This is a genomic window from Arthrobacter sp. ov118 (genome assembly GCF_900116495.1).
GTDB lineage: Bacteria > Actinomycetota > Actinomycetes > Actinomycetales > Micrococcaceae > Arthrobacter.
Map to the genome: position 1 here is coordinate 331216 of NZ_FPAY01000003.1, position 18000 is coordinate 349215.

At 68.4% G+C, this 18000-nt stretch carries 16 protein-coding genes; 8 read left to right on the forward strand and 8 right to left on the reverse strand.

Going from position 1 to position 18000, the window contains the following annotated elements; genetic code table 11:
- Positions 1 to 33 precede the first annotated feature (33 nt).
- Complete coding sequence (locus BM372_RS09075; protein WP_090954323.1) at positions 34 to 1071, reverse strand: universal stress protein; 1038 nt, start codon at positions 1069 to 1071, stop codon at positions 34 to 36.
- A gap of 478 nt (positions 1072 to 1549) precedes the next feature.
- On the opposite strand from BM372_RS09075, the gene BM372_RS09080 reads away from it, so the two are divergent.
- Entirely contained in the window at positions 1550 to 2182 is a 633-nt protein-coding gene (locus BM372_RS09080; protein WP_090954325.1) for an NAD(P)/FAD-dependent oxidoreductase, read from the forward strand.
- A gap of 78 nt (positions 2183 to 2260) precedes the next feature.
- Here the strand turns inward: BM372_RS09080 and BM372_RS09085 are convergent, their stop codons facing one another.
- Positions 2261 to 2854, reverse strand: a complete 594-nt coding sequence (locus BM372_RS09085; protein ID WP_090954327.1) for a copper resistance CopC family protein — start codon at positions 2852 to 2854, stop codon at positions 2261 to 2263.
- Positions 2855 to 2975: 121 nt separating this feature from the next.
- Between BM372_RS09085 and BM372_RS09090 the strand changes: the two genes are divergently transcribed.
- Positions 2976 to 4418 carry an NCS2 family permease gene (locus BM372_RS09090; protein WP_090954581.1) on the forward strand — a complete coding sequence of 481 codons (1443 nt, stop codon included), beginning with the start codon at positions 2976 to 2978 and terminating at the stop codon, positions 4416 to 4418.
- A gap of 127 nt (positions 4419 to 4545) precedes the next feature.
- Positions 4546 to 5526 (forward strand): formimidoylglutamase, encoded by a 981-nt coding sequence (gene hutG, locus BM372_RS09095; protein WP_090954329.1) that lies wholly within the window; start codon positions 4546 to 4548, stop codon positions 5524 to 5526.
- Between the two features lie 7 nt (positions 5527 to 5533).
- Here hutG and BM372_RS09100 read toward each other — a convergent pair whose 3' ends face one another.
- The 5 genes from BM372_RS09100 to BM372_RS09120 all read right to left on the reverse strand — a co-directional run bounded on the left by BM372_RS09100 (position 5534) and on the right by BM372_RS09120 (position 11942).
- On the reverse strand, positions 5534 to 6841 hold the full coding sequence (locus tag BM372_RS09100) for a cation:proton antiporter (RefSeq protein WP_090954331.1): 1308 nt from the start codon (positions 6839 to 6841) through the stop codon (positions 5534 to 5536).
- 117 nt (positions 6842 to 6958) lie between these two features.
- Entirely contained in the window at positions 6959 to 7195 is a 237-nt protein-coding gene (locus BM372_RS09105) for a hypothetical protein (protein WP_090954333.1), read from the reverse strand.
- Positions 7196 to 7347: 152 nt separating this feature from the next.
- Positions 7348 to 8940, reverse strand: a complete 1593-nt coding sequence (hutH, locus tag BM372_RS09110; protein WP_090954335.1) for a histidine ammonia-lyase — start codon at positions 8938 to 8940, stop codon at positions 7348 to 7350.
- A 118-nt stretch (positions 8941 to 9058) separates the two neighbouring features.
- The gene (locus tag BM372_RS09115) at positions 9059 to 10756 is read right to left on the reverse strand and encodes a urocanate hydratase (RefSeq protein ID WP_090954337.1); all 1698 of its coding nucleotides are present in this window, start codon (positions 10754 to 10756) and stop codon (positions 9059 to 9061) included.
- Positions 10757 to 10979: 223 nt separating this feature from the next.
- Complete coding sequence (locus BM372_RS09120; protein ID WP_256214140.1) at positions 10980 to 11942, reverse strand: IclR family transcriptional regulator; 963 nt, start codon at positions 11940 to 11942, stop codon at positions 10980 to 10982.
- Between the two features lie 224 nt (positions 11943 to 12166).
- Here BM372_RS09120 and BM372_RS09125 point away from each other — a divergent pair, with 224 nt between their 5' ends.
- The 4 genes from BM372_RS09125 to BM372_RS09140 all read left to right on the forward strand — a co-directional run bounded on the left by BM372_RS09125 (position 12167) and on the right by BM372_RS09140 (position 16037).
- Positions 12167 to 13084 (forward strand): SDR family oxidoreductase, encoded by a 918-nt coding sequence (locus BM372_RS09125; RefSeq protein ID WP_090954338.1) that lies wholly within the window; start codon positions 12167 to 12169, stop codon positions 13082 to 13084.
- 35 nt (positions 13085 to 13119) lie between these two features.
- A complete protein-coding gene (locus tag BM372_RS09130) occupies positions 13120 to 13560 on the forward strand; it encodes a protein-tyrosine phosphatase family protein (protein ID WP_090954340.1) in 441 nt (146 codons plus the stop codon).
- 251 nt (positions 13561 to 13811) lie between these two features.
- Positions 13812 to 15305, forward strand: coding sequence for an amino acid permease (locus tag BM372_RS09135; RefSeq protein WP_090954342.1), 1494 nt, complete (start codon positions 13812 to 13814; stop codon positions 15303 to 15305).
- 96 nt (positions 15306 to 15401) lie between these two features.
- On the forward strand, positions 15402 to 16037 hold the full coding sequence (locus BM372_RS09140) for a LysE family translocator (protein ID WP_090954343.1): 636 nt from the start codon (positions 15402 to 15404) through the stop codon (positions 16035 to 16037).
- An 87-nt stretch (positions 16038 to 16124) separates the two neighbouring features.
- On the opposite strand, the gene BM372_RS09145 is transcribed toward BM372_RS09140, so the two are convergent.
- Positions 16125 to 16874, reverse strand: a complete 750-nt coding sequence (locus tag BM372_RS09145; RefSeq protein ID WP_090954344.1) for a 3-hydroxybutyrate dehydrogenase — start codon at positions 16872 to 16874, stop codon at positions 16125 to 16127.
- A 199-nt stretch (positions 16875 to 17073) separates the two neighbouring features.
- On the opposite strand from BM372_RS09145, the gene BM372_RS09150 reads away from it, so the two are divergent.
- On the forward strand, positions 17074 to 17991 hold the full coding sequence (locus tag BM372_RS09150; RefSeq protein WP_090954346.1) for a LysR family transcriptional regulator: 918 nt from the start codon (positions 17074 to 17076) through the stop codon (positions 17989 to 17991).
- The last annotated feature ends 9 nt before the right edge of the window (positions 17992 to 18000 follow it).

Here is an 18000-nt window from a genome sequence, read left to right on the forward strand (position 1 = left end):
GTCCTTCCGGCGTCGAGACCGTACCTGGGGGCGTTAGTAGCCGCCGAGCATCGGGCCGAAGCTGGCCCTGTCCGCAAGCCGCAGGTCGTCGCGGTCCGGTACCACCATCACTGGTCCCTTGGCGTGGTGCAGAACGCCGTCGGACGTGGAACCCAGCAGCATTCCGGCGAAGCCTCCGCGCCCGCGGGTGCCGACCACCACCAGTTCCACGTGGCGGCTGGCGTCGACGAGGATGTCGACCGGAGAGCCATCCACAAGCTGCGTCTCGACCTCCAGGGCCGGGAAGTGGCTCCGGAGCCAGGCCACGCCCGCGTCGAGCTGGATCTTGATGTCGGCGAACAGGGCATCGCGGTCCATCGGCGCGGGCACCCAGGCAAGCGAGCCCGTGTACTGGGGGACGGCGCACACCAGGCGCAGCCGGGCGGAGAGGCGTTCGGCCTGGGCCGCGGCCTCCAGCACCGCGATACGTGCCTGGTCGGAACCGTCGACGCCGACCACCACAACGTTCTCGACCGGCTGGCGGCCCGACTTCGCCCGTTCTGCCAGAACATGCTTGTCCTGAGTGGTTTCACCGAGGCGGTCGGCACAGATCAGCGGCACGGTGACGGTGGGGCACTTGGCGTGGGCGGGCAACGCGCTGCTGACGGAGCCGAGCAGCCGGCCAACGAAGCCTCCGCGGCCGCGGGTTCCGAAGACCAGCAGCTCCGCAGATTCGCTGATTTCGAGGAGCACGCCGGAGGCGTCCCCGTTTTCAACGGACGCATCGACGTCAATGCTGTAGCCGGCCACCTTGTCCAAGGCGTGCTTGAGGATGGCTTCGGCGCCCTCGCGGATCACGGAGTCGTCCACAGTGGCGTAGCCGCCGTCGAGCCCGGAAGCGGCGAAGATCGGCACCGAATAAGCGGTCACGATGTGCAGCGGGCGGCGCCGGCGTTCGGCCTCGCGGGCGGCCCACACGAGGGCACACTGGCTGTGGTCCGAGCCATCGAAGCCCACCACGATTCCGCGCAGAGGCGCTGGCTCGCCGCCGGTCTCCCATTCCGGGTCCGGGTGCACCTGTTCACGGCCCATGGGGTCCGCCTCCTCGCGATTCTTGCCTGATGTTGCGGCTATTCTGCCAGAAGTGCCGGCGCCCGGCGTTCACCGGCTGGGGCGACCCCGACCCCGCGCGCGACAACCCCTCTTTTTCCTCACTATTCTCGGTTAATTGCGAACATACAAGACGGCGTCAGACGCGTCCCCGGCGGCCCTGAGCCTAAGGATTTACGCAGAATTAACAGGCCGTTGCGGCACCGGATTTCCGGGATTTTCGAAGGCCGGTTCCCGCCGTGACCCGTGCGGAAACCGCCGTGATCCGGGGAGTTCAGCCAATGTCCTACCTCCCCTATTCACGGAGCCAAATCTTGGGTATTCTTCGATTCGTTGCTGAACCGAGACTGGTAGTTCAGAACGCGGCTGCTGGGTGGCTGCGGGAGCCAGGCCGAGGTCAGCGTCCGGGGTATTGCCCCGGGACTGGCGCCATTTCGAGGAGGACCCTGCAGTGTCGAGCATGCCTTTGTGCGGCGGGATTGAGCGGACCACGGCCGTGGTCATCGGGACGGGGCTCTCCGGCCTGGCTGTGGCCAGCGAGCTCCAGCGCCGCGGTGTCGCGTCCATCATTGTGGACGGTCTCGACCTCCTGGGCGCCGGCCATCCGGCCAATACTTCCTCCCTGCAGCGCTGCGACGCGGCAGATGCCGCCAGCCTGAAGGAGCGCAACGAAATCCTGCGGCATCTGCGCAACTACGCCGCGAGCCATAAGCTCGACGTTCGGAACGACATCCGGGCACTGCAGCTGGACCTCCTTGACGCCGGCACCGGCGGGTCTCCCGCCGGGCAATGGGCTGTCCAAACTCCGGGCGGGGTGCTCCTGGCCGATCATCTTGTCCTGACCCGCTGCGCCCACAGCCAGTTGCGCCGCATGCTCTCGGAACTGGGCATGGCAGCCGGACGCAACGTCATGGCGGCGATGCACGCCCTGGGGATGTACCTCGTGGGGGTCGGCGAACTCATCACGCCCACGCCCAAGGAAGTGCTGCGCCAGGCCAAGGTGGTGGGGCAGGCGATTTCCGCCAAGGTCTACCCGGACGGCCGGCCCGCGCTCCTGCCCGGCGCCCTTTCCCTGGCCGCCGCCCCGGCCTAATAGCCCAAGGGCAACGCGGGGTCAGATACGGCCCATTGGAGGGCCTTCAATAGGCCGTATCTGACCCCGCGTTGCTGTTCAGTCTTCGGTGCCGCTGCCGGCGCCCGGCGTGAGGCGGCGTTTGGCCATCAGGCCGAGCGCCACCAGGATTCCGATGCCCACCGCGACGAAACCCATCACGCTCCACGGAAACGGCTGTGACGCGTCCGGCGCCGGGGCAGGCGCCTGGGTGGTGCCCGGCTGGGCGGTGCCGAGCGTGGGAACCGCAGCAGCCGCCGTCGCGCCCGGGGCAGCAGCCGCCGCGGTAAAGGTGAAACTGCCCTCGATCGGATGGCCGTCGGAACTGGCCACCCGCCACTGCACGGTGTACTGCCCTGCCGGAGCGCCGGCCTTGAGTTTCTGCGAAACGACGTTGTCCACAATCTCCACCGGACCGTCCGCCCAGTTGGAGCCCGCGGCGCTGCTGACCACGATCTGCGACCCCAGGGCCAGCGGATTGTGGTTGAACGTGACCGAAACCTTCTCCGGCGGCGCCGCAAGGGTTGCTCCGGAGGCAGGGCTGGTGGACTCCGCGGTGTCGTGCGCCGACGCCGGGCCTCCGGCTCCGAGCAGAACGGCGGCGGCGACGACGGCGCCCAGCAGGACACCCCCGAGCTGTCGGATCAGGCGCATGGGCAGGCTACTCCTAGTGTTGTCTTCCTTACAGACTAGGCGAAAACACGGGGTTGGCCGCGGGGCGCCCAATAGGATATAAGCAACACCCATCACTCCCGGAGGACTCATGCAAGAAGTCATGCTCAAGCAGGACTCTAAACTCGACCGGTATTTCAAGATCTCCGAGCGCGGTTCGAACATCTCGCGCGAGATCCGCGGAGGGTTCGCCACCTTCTTCGCCATGAGCTACATCGTGGTGCTGAACCCGCTGATCCTCGCCGGACCCGACTCCACGGGCGCGACGCTCGGCTTCCCCGCCGTCGCCGCTGTAACCGCCTTCGTGGCCGGCATCCTCACCATCCTCATGGGAGCGTGGGCCAAGCATCCCTTCGCCCTGGCCACCGGCCTCGGCGTCAACGCGTTCGTGGCGGTCACCGTTGCCACGAACCCCGGCCTGACCTGGCCGGACATGATGGGCCTGGTGATGCTCTCCGGCATCACCATGCTGATCCTGGTCCTCACCGGCTTCCGGACGGCCGTGTTCAAGGCCGTCCCCGAGGGACTGAAGACCGCGATCGTGGTCGGCATCGGCCTCTTCATCGCCCTGATCGGCCTCGTCAACGCGGGCTTCGTGCGCCGCATCCCGGATGTCGCCGGCACCACCGTTCCGGTCGGGCTCGGCTTTGACGGCAAGCTGGTGGGCTGGCCCACTTTCGTGTTCGTCTTCGGCCTGGTCCTCACCATTGCGCTCGTGGTCCGCAAGGTCAAGGGCGCCATCCTGATCGGCATCGTCGCCTCCACCATCCTGTCGGTGATCCTGGAATCCATCCTGCACATCGGCCCCAGCTTTGACGGCAAGAACCACAACCCGCAGGGCTGGTCCCTGGTCGCACCCCAGTTCTCGGAGTGGACCGCGCCGGACCTGTCCCTGATCGGCAAGGCCAACCCCTTCGGCGCCTTTGAGCACCTCGGCTTCGTCGCGGCCACCCTGCTTGCCTTCGTGATCCTGCTCAGCATCTTCTTCGATGCCATGGGCACCATGGTGGGCCTGGCTACGGAGGCCGACACCATCGACAAGGACGGCAACATCCCCAACGTAGACCGTGTTCTGCAGGTGGACGCCCTCGGCGCGATCATCGGCGGCGGAGCTTCCGTCTCCTCGAACCAGATCTACGTCGAATCCGGCGCCGGCATCGGTGAAGGGGCCCGCACCGGCCTGGCATCGGTCGTCACCGGCCTGCTGTTCCTCGTGGCCATGTTCTTCACCCCGCTAATCAACCTCGTGCCGTTCGAGGCTGTGGCCCCCGCCCTGGTGATCGTCGGCTTCATGATGGTCTCGCAGGTCGGCAAGATCGACTGGCAGGACTGGGGCATCGCGATCCCGGCCTTCCTGACCTTCACCCTCATGCCCTTCACGTACTCGATCGCCAACGGCCTGGGCGCGGGCTTCATCAGCTTTGTGCTGATCCGCCTGTTCCAGGGCCGTGCCCGCGAAGTGCACCCGCTGATGTGGGCTGTGGCTGCGGCGTTCCTCCTGTTCTTCGCGATCGGCCCGATCGAGGCCGCGCTCGGGATCCACTAAGGTCTTCCCGCCTTCCCGTCCGCCGAGATGGCATTCGCGGCAGTGTTTAACGGGGCTTTCCGGGATTTCGGACACGACGACGACGGAGCGGCTGGTTTTCGGGTGCCGGCTGCGGTGAGCTAGGACCATGGTTACTGCCGCCCTCTTCGTCGATGTCCCGCCGCTGCCCTGGACCGGGAGGTTCGATGGCGACGGCGCCGAGCACCGGCGCTGGTGGCAGGCGGTGACCTCCTACGCCCCGCAGGGTCCGGCGGCCGCGCACCCGGCACCGGTCCCGGCTCCATTCAGCAGCCGGACCGCCGTCATTCTCGGCTTCGGCAGCGATGAAGGGGTGCGCCGCAACAAGGGCCGTGTCGGCGCCGCGGCCGCGCCCGCCGCCATCAGGGCCGCCCTGGGCCCGCTCGCCTTCCACTCCGGCCGGGACGTGCTCGACGCCGGGGACGTCACCGTGAGCGGCGGGTCTCTGGAAGCCGGCCAGGTCCGTGCCGGGCAGGCGGTCTCCCGGATCATCGACGCCGGGCAGCTTCCGGTGCTGCTGGGCGGCGGCCATGAAACCGCGTTCGCCAGCTACCTCGGCGTCGCAGGGTCGGCGGCCGTGCGCGAGGGGCTGAGGGTCGGCGTGCTGAACCTCGACGCCCACTTCGACCTCCGTGACGAACCCGCACCCAGCTCCGGGACGCCGTTCCTGCAGATGGCCCGCGCGGAAGCGGCCGCTGGCCGCGAACTGCGCTACGCAGTCGTCGGGATTTCCGAGCCGAACAACACCCGGGCACTGTTCCGGACCGCAGAAGAGCTCGGCGTGGACTACCTCCTGGACGAGGACTGCACGGCGGAGGCCGCGCAGTCCTTTGTGGCGGAGTTCCTGGCGCAGGTGGATGCCGTGTACCTCACGATCGACCTGGACGTCCTGCCGGCCTCGGTGGCCCCCGGGGTCAGCGCGCCGGCCGCCTACGGCGTACCGCTGCCCGTGATCACCGCCGTGTGCCGGCAGGTGGCGGCCAGCGGGAAGCTCCTGCACCTGGACGTCGCGGAGCTGAACCCTGACTTCGACATCGACGCCCGCACCGCCAAGGTGGCCGCGCGGCTGATCGCCACGCTGCTCGGGTAACGCGGGCCTATACAGCCGTGCGGGGAGCCTCACCCTCGTCGCCGTGCTGTTCCAGGGCCCTGCGCTGGCGCAGCCGGTCCAGCCGGTTCATTACCGGGGCAGTCGTGGCGCCGTGCAGCACGATCGACATCGCCACCACCAGCCCCACCAACGCCCAAAGCTCCTGCGCCTGCGCGGCGAAGTTTCCCGTGCCGAGGGCGAAACCGATGTAGTACAGCGAACCGACGCCGCGGATGCCGAAAAACGAAATCGCAATCCGTTCCCGCGGGCCGGTCTTGCCCCGGGCAAGCGCCAGCCAGCCAGCGAGCGGCCGCACCAGCAGGAGGAAGGCCAGGGCCACCAGCACCTCTGCCCAGCCGATTCCGGCCAGCAGCCCGCGGGCAATGGCGCCGCCGAGCAGCACCAGGATGACCACGGTCATGAGCCGTTCGAGCTGTTCCACATAGGAGTGCATCACGCGGTGGAAGCCGTGGGTGCGTTCCGCGGCCCGGATGGTCACCGCGCAGACAAAAACCGCGACGAACCCGTAGCCCTCGAGCATCTGTGCTGCCCCGTAGGCCAGGAAGGTCGCGGCGAGGGCCACAAAGCCCTCCGAGTGGTTGGAGAGCCGGATGCTTTCGTGCCGGGCACCGAAAAAGAGCCTGCCCATCGCTTTTCCGGCCGCGAAGCCCAGGAGAACGCCGATGCCGATCCGCCAGAGCACGTCCACGGCGAACCAGGGGGCGAACCACTCAGACGGGGACGCGCCAACCAGGCTGATGGCGATGGCCAGATAGACAAACGGGAACGCCAGGCCGTCATTGAGCCCGGCTTCGGAGGTCAGCCCGAACCGGATCTCGTCTTCGCCGCGCTCGGCCTCACCTTCGTCGTCGGCCGGCTCACCCACCTGCACCTCGGAGGCCAGGACCGGGTCGGTAGGTGCCAGTGCGGCGCCAATGAGCAGGGCGGCGCCGAGGCCTAGTCCCAGGGCCCACAGCCCCAGCAGGGTCAGGCCCACGATGCAGAGCGGCATGGCCAGGCCCAGCATCCGCCAGGTGGTGGACCACCGGCGCAGCCCGATCGGGCGGTCCAGGGCCAGCCCGGCGCCCATCAGCGAGATGAGGACGCACACCTCGGTCAGGTGCGTGGTGAAATCCCCGTATTGCACAGGGTCCGGGTCCGGCAGGCTGGGGATGAAGGTGAAGGCCAGCATCCCCGCGGCCAGGAACACCATCGGCATGGACAGCGGCGCATTGCGCAGCAGCTTCGGCAGAACGGCGGCGGCGAAGACCGCCAGACCCGCCGCCGCGAACACGATACTGGTCGCCTCGAACACGTGCTTTCCCTCCTGCCGCGGCCCGGAGTCCCGGGAATGGGTCGGGGCGCCGTCCCCAACGGAACGGCGCCCCTCCTTTAGAACATACCCGCGTGCGGGGTGGAAAGTCGGTAACGATCAGCTACGGCGCACCCGCACGCCGTCGGACTGCAGGAAAAGCTGCGTTTCGGACGGCCCGGTGGGCACCAGCCAGAGCACATTTCCGCTCAGTGAGACCTCTTCGACCTCACCGGCCGCAATGACCTGTGCGTGCTTGACGATTTCGACCCGCTCTCCGACCCGAAGGCCGCACCAGTCGGAAACCGTGGCTGCCGTTGCAAGGCGCCTGGACAGTACCGTGCCGCGTGCTTTCATAGAACTATTACCCCTTTGTATGTGTTCTTTGCCACAACTTCGTCGGTGTGGACTTTCCATTTGTACTACACATCCCGCGCTCCCGAAGGCCGTGTTGCCGAAGATTTCGGGAACTCCGGGAATTATTCAGCTGGCATGCACTTTGTTTCCTCTCAGGCGAGATTTCCGACGGCGGATTCGGCCGCAGCCCGGATCCCGCCGGACGCCACCAGCGCGTCGGCCGCTTCGAGCTCCGGTGACAGGAACCGGTCGGTGCCGGGACCGCCGACGACGTCGCGCAGCGCGGCGATCACGGCCGTGCCCGCAGGGCCCGGTGTCAGCTCCCCGCCGGAGACCTGGGTACGGATGTCCAGCGCGCGGGCCGAGGTCACCAGTTCGACGGCGAGGACGCGGCGCAGGTTCTCGACCGCTTTCCGGAGCTTGCGGGCAGCGTGCCAGCCCATGGAGACGTGGTCCTCCTGCATCGCCGAACTCGGGATCGAGTCGACCGACGCCGGCACGGCCAGGCGCTTGTTGTCCGAGACCAGTCCGGCCTGGGTGTACTGGGCGATCATGAGGCCCGAGTCGACGCCGGGGTCCGCGGCAAGGAAGGCGGGCAGTCCGTGCGAGCGTGCCGGATCCAGCATCCGGTCGGTCCGGCGCTCGGCGATGGAGCTAAGGTCCGCGACGGCGATGGCCAGGAAGTCCAGCACATAAGCCACTGGGGCGCCGTGGAAGTTGCCGTTGGAGCTGACCCGGCCGTCCGGCAGGACCACCGGGTTGTCGATCGCCGCGGCCAGTTCCCGCGAGGCGACCAGGGCCGCGTGGTCCACGGTGTCCCGGACGGCGCCGGCCACCTGGGGTGCGCAGCGCAGCGAGTACGCGTCCTGGACCTTGGTGTCATTGATCCGGTGCGAGGCCACGATCGGCGAATTGGACAGGACCCGGAGCATGTTGTCCGCGGAGGCGGCCTGGCCGGGGTGCGGGCGGAGCGCTGCGTGCAGTTCGGGCAGGAACACCTGGTCCGTGCCGAGCAGCGCCTCGACGCTGAGCGCGGCGGTGATGTCCGCCGTCGTGAGCAGCTGCCGGATGTCCGCGATGGCCATCAGCAGCATCCCCAGCATGCCCTCGGTGCCGTTGACGAGGGCCAGGCCCTCCTTTTCGGCCAGGGTGACGGGTTCGATCCCGTGGGCGGCGAGGAGTTCCGCGACGGGACGTTCGCCCTTGGAGCCGTAGTGCTCGCCGTCCGGGCCGGTCGCCTCGCCTTCGCCCATCAGGACGAGGGCGCAGTGTGACAGCGGCGCGAGGTCGCCCGAGCAGCCGAGCGAGCCGAATTCGCGGACCACCGGGGTGATGCCGGCGTTCAGGACGTCCACCATGGTCTGCAGGACCACGGGGCGGACGCCGGTCCGGCCGGAGGCGAGGGTCTTGGCGCGCAGGAACATGATGCCGCGGACCACCTCGCGTTCCACGGCCGGGCCCATGCCGGCGGCGTGGCTGCGGATCAGGGATTTCTGCAGCTGGGTGCGCAGCTCGCCCGGGATGTGCCGGTTGGCCAGCGCCCCGAAGCCGGTGGAGATGCCGTAGGCGGGGGTATCGCTGTGGGCGAGGTCGTCGATGTGGGCGCGGACCTTGGCGACGGCGTCGAGGGCGTCCTGGGCGATGGTCACGTGGGCGTCGTGGCGGGCGACGGCGACAACGTCTTCGGGGGTGACGCCGCTGGAGCCGAGGGTGACGGTCAGCGGTTCGTGGGTGGTAAGAGTCATTGAGATCTTCCTAAGTCTGATGGTAGAGCCGGGCTCCCCGTCGATTGCTCCGTAACGGCCCTTTTCAAGGCTCAAAACGGCACTTACGGAGCAATCGACGAGGTTTACGGGGGCTGGGTCAGCGGGACTCTGACATGGGGATGCGGACACCGCGTTCCTTGGCGACCTCGACGGCGCGGTCGTAGCCGGCGTCGACGTGGCGGATGACGCCCATGCCGGGGTCGTTGGTGAGGAGCCGTGCGAGCTTTTCGGCCGCGAGATCGGTGCCGTCGGCCACCGAGACCTGGCCGGCGTGGATGGAGCGGCCGATGCCGACGCCGCCGCCGTGGTGGATGGAGACCCAGGTGGCGCCGGAGGCGGTGTTGAGCAGGGCGTTGAGCAGCGGCCAGTCGGCGATCGCGTCCGAGCCGTCGGCCATGGCCTCGGTCTCGCGGTACGGGGAGGCGACGGAGCCGGAGTCGAGGTGGTCACGGCCGATCACGATGGGCGCCTTGACCTTGCCTTCCTTGACGAGCTGGTTGAACAGCAGACCGGCCTTGGCGCGTTCGCCGTAACCGAGCCAGCAGATCCGCGCCGGCAGGCCCTCGAACTCGACGCGCTCACCGGCGGCGTCGATCCAGCGGTGCAGGTGCTTGTTCTCGGGGAACAGCTCCTTGATGGCCCGGTCCGTGACCGCGATGTCCTCGGGGTCACCGGAGAGCGCCACCCAGCGGAACGGGCCGAGGCCCTCGCAGAACAGCGGGCGGATGTAGGCCGGGACGAAGCCGGGGAATTCGAAGGCGCGGTTGTAGCCGCCCTTGCGGGCCTCGTCGCGGATGGAGTTGCCGTAGTCGAAGACCTCGGCGCCGGCGTCCTGGAACTCCACCATGGCCTGGACGTGCTTGGCCATCGAGGCCTGCGCCTTCTTGGTGAAGCCGTCCGGGTCGGCCGCGGCCTCGCGGTGCCATTCCTCGACAGTGATGCCCTCGGGCAGGTAGCTCAGGGGGTCGTGGGCGGAGGTCTGGTCCGTGACGATGTCCACGGTGAGCTCGCCGGCGTTGTGGCGGCGCAGGATCTCGGGGAAGACTTCGGCGGCGTTGCCGACGTAGCCCACGGACCAGCCGCGGCGCTCTTCCTTGGCTTTGAGGACCTTGGCGATCGCGGCGTCGAGGTCGGTTTCGACCTCGTCGAGGTAGCGCTTAACCGCGCGGCGGCGCAGGCGGGTCTCGTCGACGTCGACAATCAGGCAGGCGCCGTCGTTCAGGGTGACGGCGAGCGGCTGGGCGCCGCCCATGCCGCCGCAGCCGCCGGTAAGGGTCAGGGTGCCGGCGAGGGTGCCGTCCACGTTCCCGGTAAGTTTGCGGGCGATCGCGGCGAAGGTCTCGAAAGTGCCCTGCAGGATGCCCTGGGTGCCGATGTAGATCCAGGAGCCTGCGGTCATCTGGCCGTACATCATCAGGCCCTCGGCCTCGAGGCGGCGGAACTCAGGCCAGGTGGCCCAGTCGCCGACGAGGTTGGAGTTGGCCAGCAGGACGCGCGGGGCCCACTCGTTGGTGCGGAAAACGCCGACGGGTTTACCGGACTGGACCAGGAGGGTCTCGTCCTTTTCCATGGTTTCCAAGGTGCGGGTGATGGCGTCAAATGCGGCCCAGCTGCGGACTGCGCGGCCGGTGCCGCCGTAGACCACAAGATCCTCCGGCCGCTCGGCGACCTCGGGGTCCAGGTTGTTCATGAGCATGCGCAGCGGGGCTTCGGTCTGCCAGCTCTTGGCGGTGAGCTCGGTGCCGCGGGCTGCTTTGACCGGGCGGGCACCGGTGGTGAAATCGGCGGGTGCCATAAGGGGCTCCTTCTGTGGAGTGGTGTTCGCGGAGAGTGGTGTTCGCGGGAAGTGGTTCTGTATCAACTAAAGCCTGTCCGCAGGACCGCAGACAGGGGGTTCAGCCCGGTGCTGTCCGGCATTCCAGACCCTCCCCTCCCCCATTGCGCTATCACTTCCGGTTGCCAAAACGGAGGAATGGGAGCCAAAAGTGATAGCGCATCCGGGGTGGGGGCGGCGGCGGTCAGGCCGGGCGGCCGTGGATCCGGACCGAGAGTTCGTTGGCGACCTTCTGCACCCGTGCGGCGAGGGCGGGCCAGTCCTCCGCTGGCAGCTTGTCCTCGAGGAAGGTCACGGCGACGGCGGCGGTCGGCCATCCGACGTGGTCGGTCACGGCGGCCGCGATCGAGCCGAAACCGGGCGTCACCTCACCGTGTTCGGTGGCGTAGCCGCGCTGCCGGACCTGGTCCAGGTGCGAGGACAGCGCGGAGTACTTCATGATGGGCGACTCGGTTTCGTGCCGGGCCGTGAACGCGGCGGCATTCGGGTACAGCGCCCGCACTTGGGACTTCGGCAGCGCGGCAAGAATGGCGCGGCCGCTCGCGGTCAGGTGGCTGGGCAGCCGGACCCCGACGTCGGTCACAAGGGACGGCCGGTTCTTGGCCCGCTCCTCCACGATGTAAAGCACATCGCGGCCGTGCAGCACGGCCAGGTGCGCGCTTTCGCCGATCACGTCCACGAGCGAGGCGAGCATAGGCCGGCCCAGCCGGGACAGCGGCTCCTGGCGGGAATAGGCCGAGCTGAGTTCGAAGGCGCTGATGCCCAGGCCATAGCGCTGCTCCTCGTGCAGGTGCAGCACGAAGCCGTTCGCCTCCATCACGCCGAGCAGGTGGTAGACGCTGGAGCGAGGCAGGCCCAACGCGGTGGCGATGTTCGACGCCGCCATCGGCCCGCGCCGGGAGGCCAGCAGCTTCAGGATGCGCAGCGTGTTTTCCGCCGCCGGCACTTTCGACGCCGCCTTGACGCCGGCGGCCCTGCGGGCAGGCTTGGGGGCGGACGCTGCCGCGGCCTCGGTCGGGGCTTCGACGGCGGTGTCGACGGCGGCGTCGACGGCCGTCTCGGGGGTGCTTTCGGCTGCGTTTCCGGCCGTAGCCGGTGCTATGGCGGCGGCGGGCGGATGGCTCAAGGTGGAGCTGGTGGCTGGCATGGTTCCTCTTCGAAAAAACGGGCACTGTCCGGTATCCCGTACTTAAGCATGCGCCCGGCGGCCTGCGTCCGGCAGCCCGCACACCCCTCCCGGTGTCTGGGATTACGGACAATGTTGCATCCGATGGCGCCGCGGGCCTTCTGCCCCTATCCCCCCACCGCCCCGCCGGTGTTTTCTGGAGGCGTTTCGACGGCAGGGGTCTCCCGGAGAAAGGCAGGAAGGGCATGGCTGCGGTGCTGTCAGGCAAAGTGGCGTTGGTGGCGGGAGCGACGCGCGGCGCCGGCCGCGGCGCTGCCGTCGCCCTCGGCGAGGCCGGGGCCGTCGTGTACTGCACCGGCCGCACGACGTCCGGCCGGCGTTCCGACTATGACCGTCCGGAAACGATAGAGGAGACAGCCGAACTGGTCACCGCCGCCGGCGGGACGGGGATCGCCGCCGCCGTCGACCACCGCGAGCCATCCGAAGTTCAAACCCTTGTGCAACGGATCGACGCGGAGCAAGGCCGGCTGGATGTCCTCGTGAACGACATCTGGGGCGGCGAAGACCTCATCGAATGGCAAACGCCGTTGTGGGCGCACGATCTGAACGCCGGTCTGCGGATGCTCCGCGGTGCCGTAGAGACTCATCTGATCACCAGCCATTTCGCCTTGCCGCTGCTCATCCGCCGGCCCGGCGGCCTGGTGGTGGAGATGACCGACGGAACCCGCGACTACAACGCCGGGCACTACCGGGTTTCCATGTCCTACGATCTTGCCAAGAACGCGGTGCTCCGGCTCGCCTTCAGCCAGGGGGAGGAGCTGAAGCCCTCCGGGTGCTCGGCGCTGGCGCTGACGCCCGGCTGGATGCGGTCCGAAATGATGCTTGAGCACTTTGGCGTGATCGAGGCGAACTGGCGCGAGGCAGCCGGCACGCAGCCGCATTTTGCCGCGATCTCGGAGAGTCCCCTGTTCGTGGGGCGGGCGGTCGCGGCCCTCGCAGCGGACCCTGATCTGCACCGCCGCACCGGCGGCTCCTACTCCTCCGGCGGGCTGGCACGCGAATACGGTTTCACCGACGTCGACGGCTCGCAGCCCGACTGCTGGCGGTATCTGGTGGAGGTGCAGGAATCGGGACTCCCGGCGGACCCGACCGGATACCGGTGAGGCCAAGCCGCGGAGGAAAGACTACGATCTGGATCATGAAGGATACGTGGGAGGCGTCCCAGGCCGGTGTCCTGGTCCTGCCCTCGGGGCGGTGCATCCGCGGCCGCGGCCTGCACTACCCGCTTCCGCCCGGGCCGCTCCCCGAGTTCGGCGTGTACCTGCTGGGCAAGCCACCGCCTGCAGCGGCGTGGGAATCACGGTGGGTGCGGTGGCCGGATCTCCGGCTGCCTGCCGACCACTCCGACGCCCTGGACGCCCTGACGGAAGCCTGGCGGCGGGCCGAGTCCGAGCGGGTGGAGGTCGCCTGCATGCGCGGCGTCGGCAGGACCGGCACCGCCCTGGCCTGCATCGCCATCCTGGACGGGGTCCCGCCAGAGCAGGCAGTCATCTACGTGCGCCGGAACTACCGGCGCCGGACCGTGGAGACGCCCGGGCAGCGCCGGTACGTGGCCCGCTTCAAGCCCCAGGACGCGTGACCTAACCGCCGCCAAGTCTTCACCGCGCGGAGTTTCCCCGCCTTTGCCCGCACGACGCCGGGACGCGCCGGCGTCGGGAAACCACACGCCGTCGGACGCAGGCAAAGATGGGGAGACGCGGTGACCGACGCCAGGCGTACGCCGCCGAGTCTGGCATCAAAGACACGGAGTTGCCGTGAAACTCATCACAAGCGCGCCGGACATGGTCTGCTGGATAGCGATCCCCCTCCCAATGACGAGAAGGTATTCGCATGCAACAAGCCCAAACCGAGACCCCGCCGGCCCGTGCAGCAGGCAGCGGCAGCGCCGTCACAGCCGTCAGCGCAGCGGTTGATTCCGTCCTCAGCAGGGGACTGAATGTCCGCCACATCCGGTTCATGGCGCTGGGCTCGGCGATTGGCACGGGGCTGTTCTACGGATCGGCGTCCGCTATCCAGAAGGCCGGGCCCGCCGTCTTGTTCGCCTACATGATCGGCGGCGCCGCGGTGTTCATGGTGATGCGCGCCCTGGGTGAAATGGCGGTACGGCATCCGGTCTCCGGGTCCTTCGGCCAGTATGCGAGCCGTTATCTGGGACCGCTGGCCGGGTTCGTCACGGGCTGGACGTACGTCTTTGAGATGGCGATCGTGGCCATCGCGGATGTCACGGCTTTCAGCATCTACATGGGATTCTGGTTTCCCGGCGTGGAGCGCTGGGTGTGGGTGCTGGCCATCATCTTCTTCCTGGCGGCCCTGAACCTGCTCAGCGTCAAGGTCTTCGGCGAGCTGGAGTTCTGGTTCTCGCTGATCAAGGTGGCGGCCATCATCGCGATGATCGCGGGCGGTGCAGCAATCGTCGTGTTCGGGTTCCAGACCGGCGGCGCCACCGTGGCGCCCGGGCTGGGCAACCTCGTGGAGCACGGTGGCCTGTTCCCCAACGGGTTCGAAGGGCTCCTCGCCTCCTTCGCGGTGGTGATGTTCGCGTTCGGCGGGGTGGAGACGCTCGGCATCACGGCAGGTGAAGCGGCCGATCCGAAGAAAGTCATCCCCAAGGCCGTCAACACCGTTCCCGTGCGTGTCCTGCTCTTCTATGTGCTGACCCTGGGCGTGCTGATGAGCCTGTTCCCGTGGGACGAGATCGGCAGCAACGGCAGCCCCTTCGTACAGATCTTCAGCGGCCTGGGCATTCCGGCGGCACCCCACATCCTCAATGCCGTGGTGATCACGGCGGCGCTCTCCGCCGTGAACAGCGACATCTTCGGCGCCGGCCGGATCCTGTTCGGCCTGGCCCGGCAGGGCCACGCTCCGGCAAGCTTCGGCAAGGTCTCCCGCCACGGGGTGCCGTGGATGACCGTGGTGATGATGACGGGCATCCTGCTGGTGGGTGTAGTGCTCAACGCGGTGATCCCGGAAGACGTCTTCCTGCTGATCGCCTCGATCGCGACCTTCGCCACCGTGTGGGTCTGGGCCATGATCCTGGCCTCCCACGTCGCGATGAAACGCGAGATCGCCCGCAAGGGGCTGCCGGCGTCGGAGTTTCCGTCCCCTTGGTGGCCTGCAGCGTCAGTGCTGACCATCGCCTTCATGGCCCTCGTGATCGTTATTCTGGGCGTCTTCGAGGACACCCGGGTGGCACTGTACGTCGGCGCCGTCTGGCTCGGCCTGCTGGTGGTGGCCTACCGGCTCTGGGTTCGCGGTCACGGCCGGGAGCGGGCCGAACTCACCGACGAAACGGCGCAGCTCCCCCAGGTGCCTGCCGGTCGGTAGCGGTACTGGCGCACCGCCTCCCGGGAGCGCCGCCCGACCCCCGGGAGGTCTCCGGAGGGTCTCCCGGGAGCGCCGCCGGCGGGGCTAAGATCAGGCATGGTTCCCGCCGCCAACCTCCTGACCTTCGCCCTGGCCGCCCTCATTCTCATCGCCATGCCGGGCCCCAGCGTGCTGTTCGTGATCGGGCGGACCCTTGCCTTGGGGCGCAAAGGCGGACTGCTGAGCGTCGTGGGCAACGCGGCCGGCGAGATGGTGCAGATCGCGGCCGTGGCCCTGGGCGTCGGAGTGGTGCTGGCCCAGTCCCTCGTGCTCTTCAGCGTGGTGAAATTCGCCGGCGCCGCCTATCTGGTGTACTTGGGGATCCAGGCCATCCGGCACCGTGGCGGGGGCCCGACGGCGGCAAATCCCTCCAACCCGTCGTCGACCGCGCGGGTGCTCCGGGAGGGATTCCTCGTGGGGGCGACCAACCCGAAGTCGATCGTCTTCTTCGTGGCCGTGCTCCCGCAGTTCGTCGACTATTCCGCCGGCGGGATTCCGGTGCAGCTCGCCGCGCTGGGCGCGGTGTTCCTGCTGATCGCCCTGGCGTCCGACAGCGCGTGGGCCCTCGTGGCCGGAACGGCCCGGCACTGGTTCGCCCGGTCTCCCCGGCGGATCGCGGCGCTCAGCACCACCGGCGGCGTGATGATGATCGGACTGGGCGGCACCCTGGCGCTGACGGGCACGAAGAACTAGCGAACCGCTCTGGCGCAGCACAACGCGGGGTCACTCAGCGCCCGTCCGGGGCCTCCGAATGGGCCGTAAGTGACCCCGCGTTGGTGGTTACCGCGCGGACCAGCCGCCGTCCATCGTGTAGCTGGCACCGGTGACCATGCCGGCGTCGTCGGACGCCAGCCACGCCACCAGGGACGCCACTTCTTCCGGTTCCACCAGGCGCTTGACCGCCGATTCGGTCAGCATGACCTTGGCGAGGACCTCCGACTCCGGAATGCCGTGCACCTTGGCCTGGTCGGCAATCTGCGCCTCCACCAGGGGCGTGCGGACGTACCCGGGGTTGATGCAGTTGGACGTGACGCCGTGCGCGCCGCCCTCGAGTGCCGTCACCTTGCTCAGGCCTTCCAGGCCGTGCTTGGCGGAGACATACGCGCTCTTGAACGGCGAGGCCCGCAGGCCGTGGACGGAGGACAGGTTGATGACGCGGCCGAAATTGTTGGCGTACATGTGCGGCAACGCGGCACGGATCAGCAGGAAAGGCGCCTCCAGCATGAGGGTGATGATGCGGCGGAAGTCAGCCGGATCGAACTCCTCGATGGGGCTGACGCGCTGGATTCCGGCGTTGTTCACCAGGATGTCGCAGTCCAGGCTGAGCGTCTGGAGCGATTCGACGTCGAGCAGGTTGACGGCCCACGAGGAGCCGCCGACCTCGTCGGCGAGCTTTGCGGCAGCGGCCTCGTCGACGTCGGCGATCACCACTTTTGCCCCGCGTGCAGCCAGGGCGCGGACGCTGGCGGCCCCGATCCCGCCGGCACCGCCGGTCACCAGTGCCTTGCGTCCGTTCAGCGTGTTTTCCATAAATCAGCCTTCCTTATAGAGCCGCGGGTGCTGCAGGCGGTGTTGCAGAGCGGTGGTTTACGCTCATTCTGGTTCTCCTCTGTGTCCACGGTGACACGCGCTGTGACTCATAGCACCGAAATGGGTTCATTGAGTATTACCGCACATCCACGGCGATTCAATAGCCAAACGGGCACCCGGTGTGTGCAGAATTGCAGACATGAATGCCAACCCGGATGACCTGTTGGTCCTGCTCGCCGTCTCCCGCACGGCAAAATTTACGACGGCGGCCCAGACTCTCGGACTGAACCACACCACCGTCTCGCGGCGGATCGCGGCGCTGGAGAAGGCGCTCGGCGGCCGGGTGCTCTCCCGCGCTTCAGGCGGCTGGGAGCTGACCGAACTCGGCGCCGAGGCCGTGCGGGTGGCCGAACAGGTGGAAGGGGCCGTACGCACCCTGGACCAGCGCGGGCACGCCCCGGACCCCATCACCGGGGTCGTCAGGATGACCGCCACGGACGGCTTCAGCGCCTACATCGCCGCCCCGGCCGTGGCCCGGCTCCGCCGCGACCACCCCGGGCTCAGTGTCGAGATCATCACCGTGACGCGCCGGGCCCTCCAGCAGCGCTCCGGTCTGGACATCGAGGTGGTGGTCGGCGAGCCGCAGGTGCACCGGGCACAAGCCGCGCAGCTTGGCGAGTACATGCTGGGAATGTACGCCTCCCGCGGCTACCTGGCCGAATACGGCACCCCGGCCACCGTGGAGGAACTGACGGCCCACGCGCTCGTATACTTCGTCGATTCGATGCTGCAGGTGGATGATCTGGACGCCCCGCGCCGGCTGGTGCCGGCGATGCGGGACGGGCTGAGCTCAACCAACGTCTTTGTCCACGTGGAAGCCACCCGCGCCGGCGCAGGAATCGGCTTCCTTCCATGCTTCGCGGCCGACCTGCATCCGGATCTCGTCCGGCTCCTGCCGGAGCATTTCGCGGAAACGCTGCCCTACTGGATGGTGCTCAGGCCCGACTCCCTGCGCCGGCCGGCCGTGGCGGCCCTCGTGCGGGCACTCCGGGAGCAGACGGCGGCGCACCGCGATGCGCTGCTGGGCAGGCCAAGACCCGGATCGGCTGCTCCGTAAGCGCCGTTG

Coding starts and splice junctions, on each gene's coding strand:
- BM372_RS09075 (WP_090954323.1), bottom strand. CDS start 1,071: ATGGGCCGTGAACAGGTGCACCCGGACCCGGAATGGGAGACCGGCGGC.
- BM372_RS09080 (WP_090954325.1), top strand. CDS start 1,550: ATGCCTTTGTGCGGCGGGATTGAGCGGACCACGGCCGTGGTCATCGGG.
- BM372_RS09085 (WP_090954327.1), bottom strand. CDS start 2,854: ATGCGCCTGATCCGACAGCTCGGGGGTGTCCTGCTGGGCGCCGTCGTC.
- BM372_RS09090 (WP_090954581.1), top strand. CDS start 2,976: ATGCTCAAGCAGGACTCTAAACTCGACCGGTATTTCAAGATCTCCGAG.
- hutG (WP_090954329.1), top strand. CDS start 4,546: ATGGTTACTGCCGCCCTCTTCGTCGATGTCCCGCCGCTGCCCTGGACC.
- BM372_RS09105 (WP_090954333.1), bottom strand. CDS start 7,195: ATGAAAGCACGCGGCACGGTACTGTCCAGGCGCCTTGCAACGGCAGCC.
- hutH (WP_090954335.1), bottom strand. CDS start 8,940: ATGACTCTTACCACCCACGAACCGCTGACCGTCACCCTCGGCTCCAGC.
- BM372_RS09115 (WP_090954337.1), bottom strand. CDS start 10,756: ATGGCACCCGCCGATTTCACCACCGGTGCCCGCCCGGTCAAAGCAGCC.
- BM372_RS09120 (WP_256214140.1), bottom strand. CDS start 11,942: ATGCCAGCCACCAGCTCCACCTTGAGCCATCCGCCCGCCGCCGCCATA.
- BM372_RS09125 (WP_090954338.1), top strand. CDS start 12,167: ATGGCTGCGGTGCTGTCAGGCAAAGTGGCGTTGGTGGCGGGAGCGACG.
- BM372_RS09130 (WP_090954340.1), top strand. CDS start 13,120: ATGAAGGATACGTGGGAGGCGTCCCAGGCCGGTGTCCTGGTCCTGCCC.
- BM372_RS09135 (WP_090954342.1), top strand. CDS start 13,812: ATGCAACAAGCCCAAACCGAGACCCCGCCGGCCCGTGCAGCAGGCAGC.
- BM372_RS09140 (WP_090954343.1), top strand. CDS start 15,402: ATGGTTCCCGCCGCCAACCTCCTGACCTTCGCCCTGGCCGCCCTCATT.
- BM372_RS09145 (WP_090954344.1), bottom strand. CDS start 16,874: ATGGAAAACACGCTGAACGGACGCAAGGCACTGGTGACCGGCGGTGCC.
- BM372_RS09150 (WP_090954346.1), top strand. CDS start 17,074: ATGAATGCCAACCCGGATGACCTGTTGGTCCTGCTCGCCGTCTCCCGC.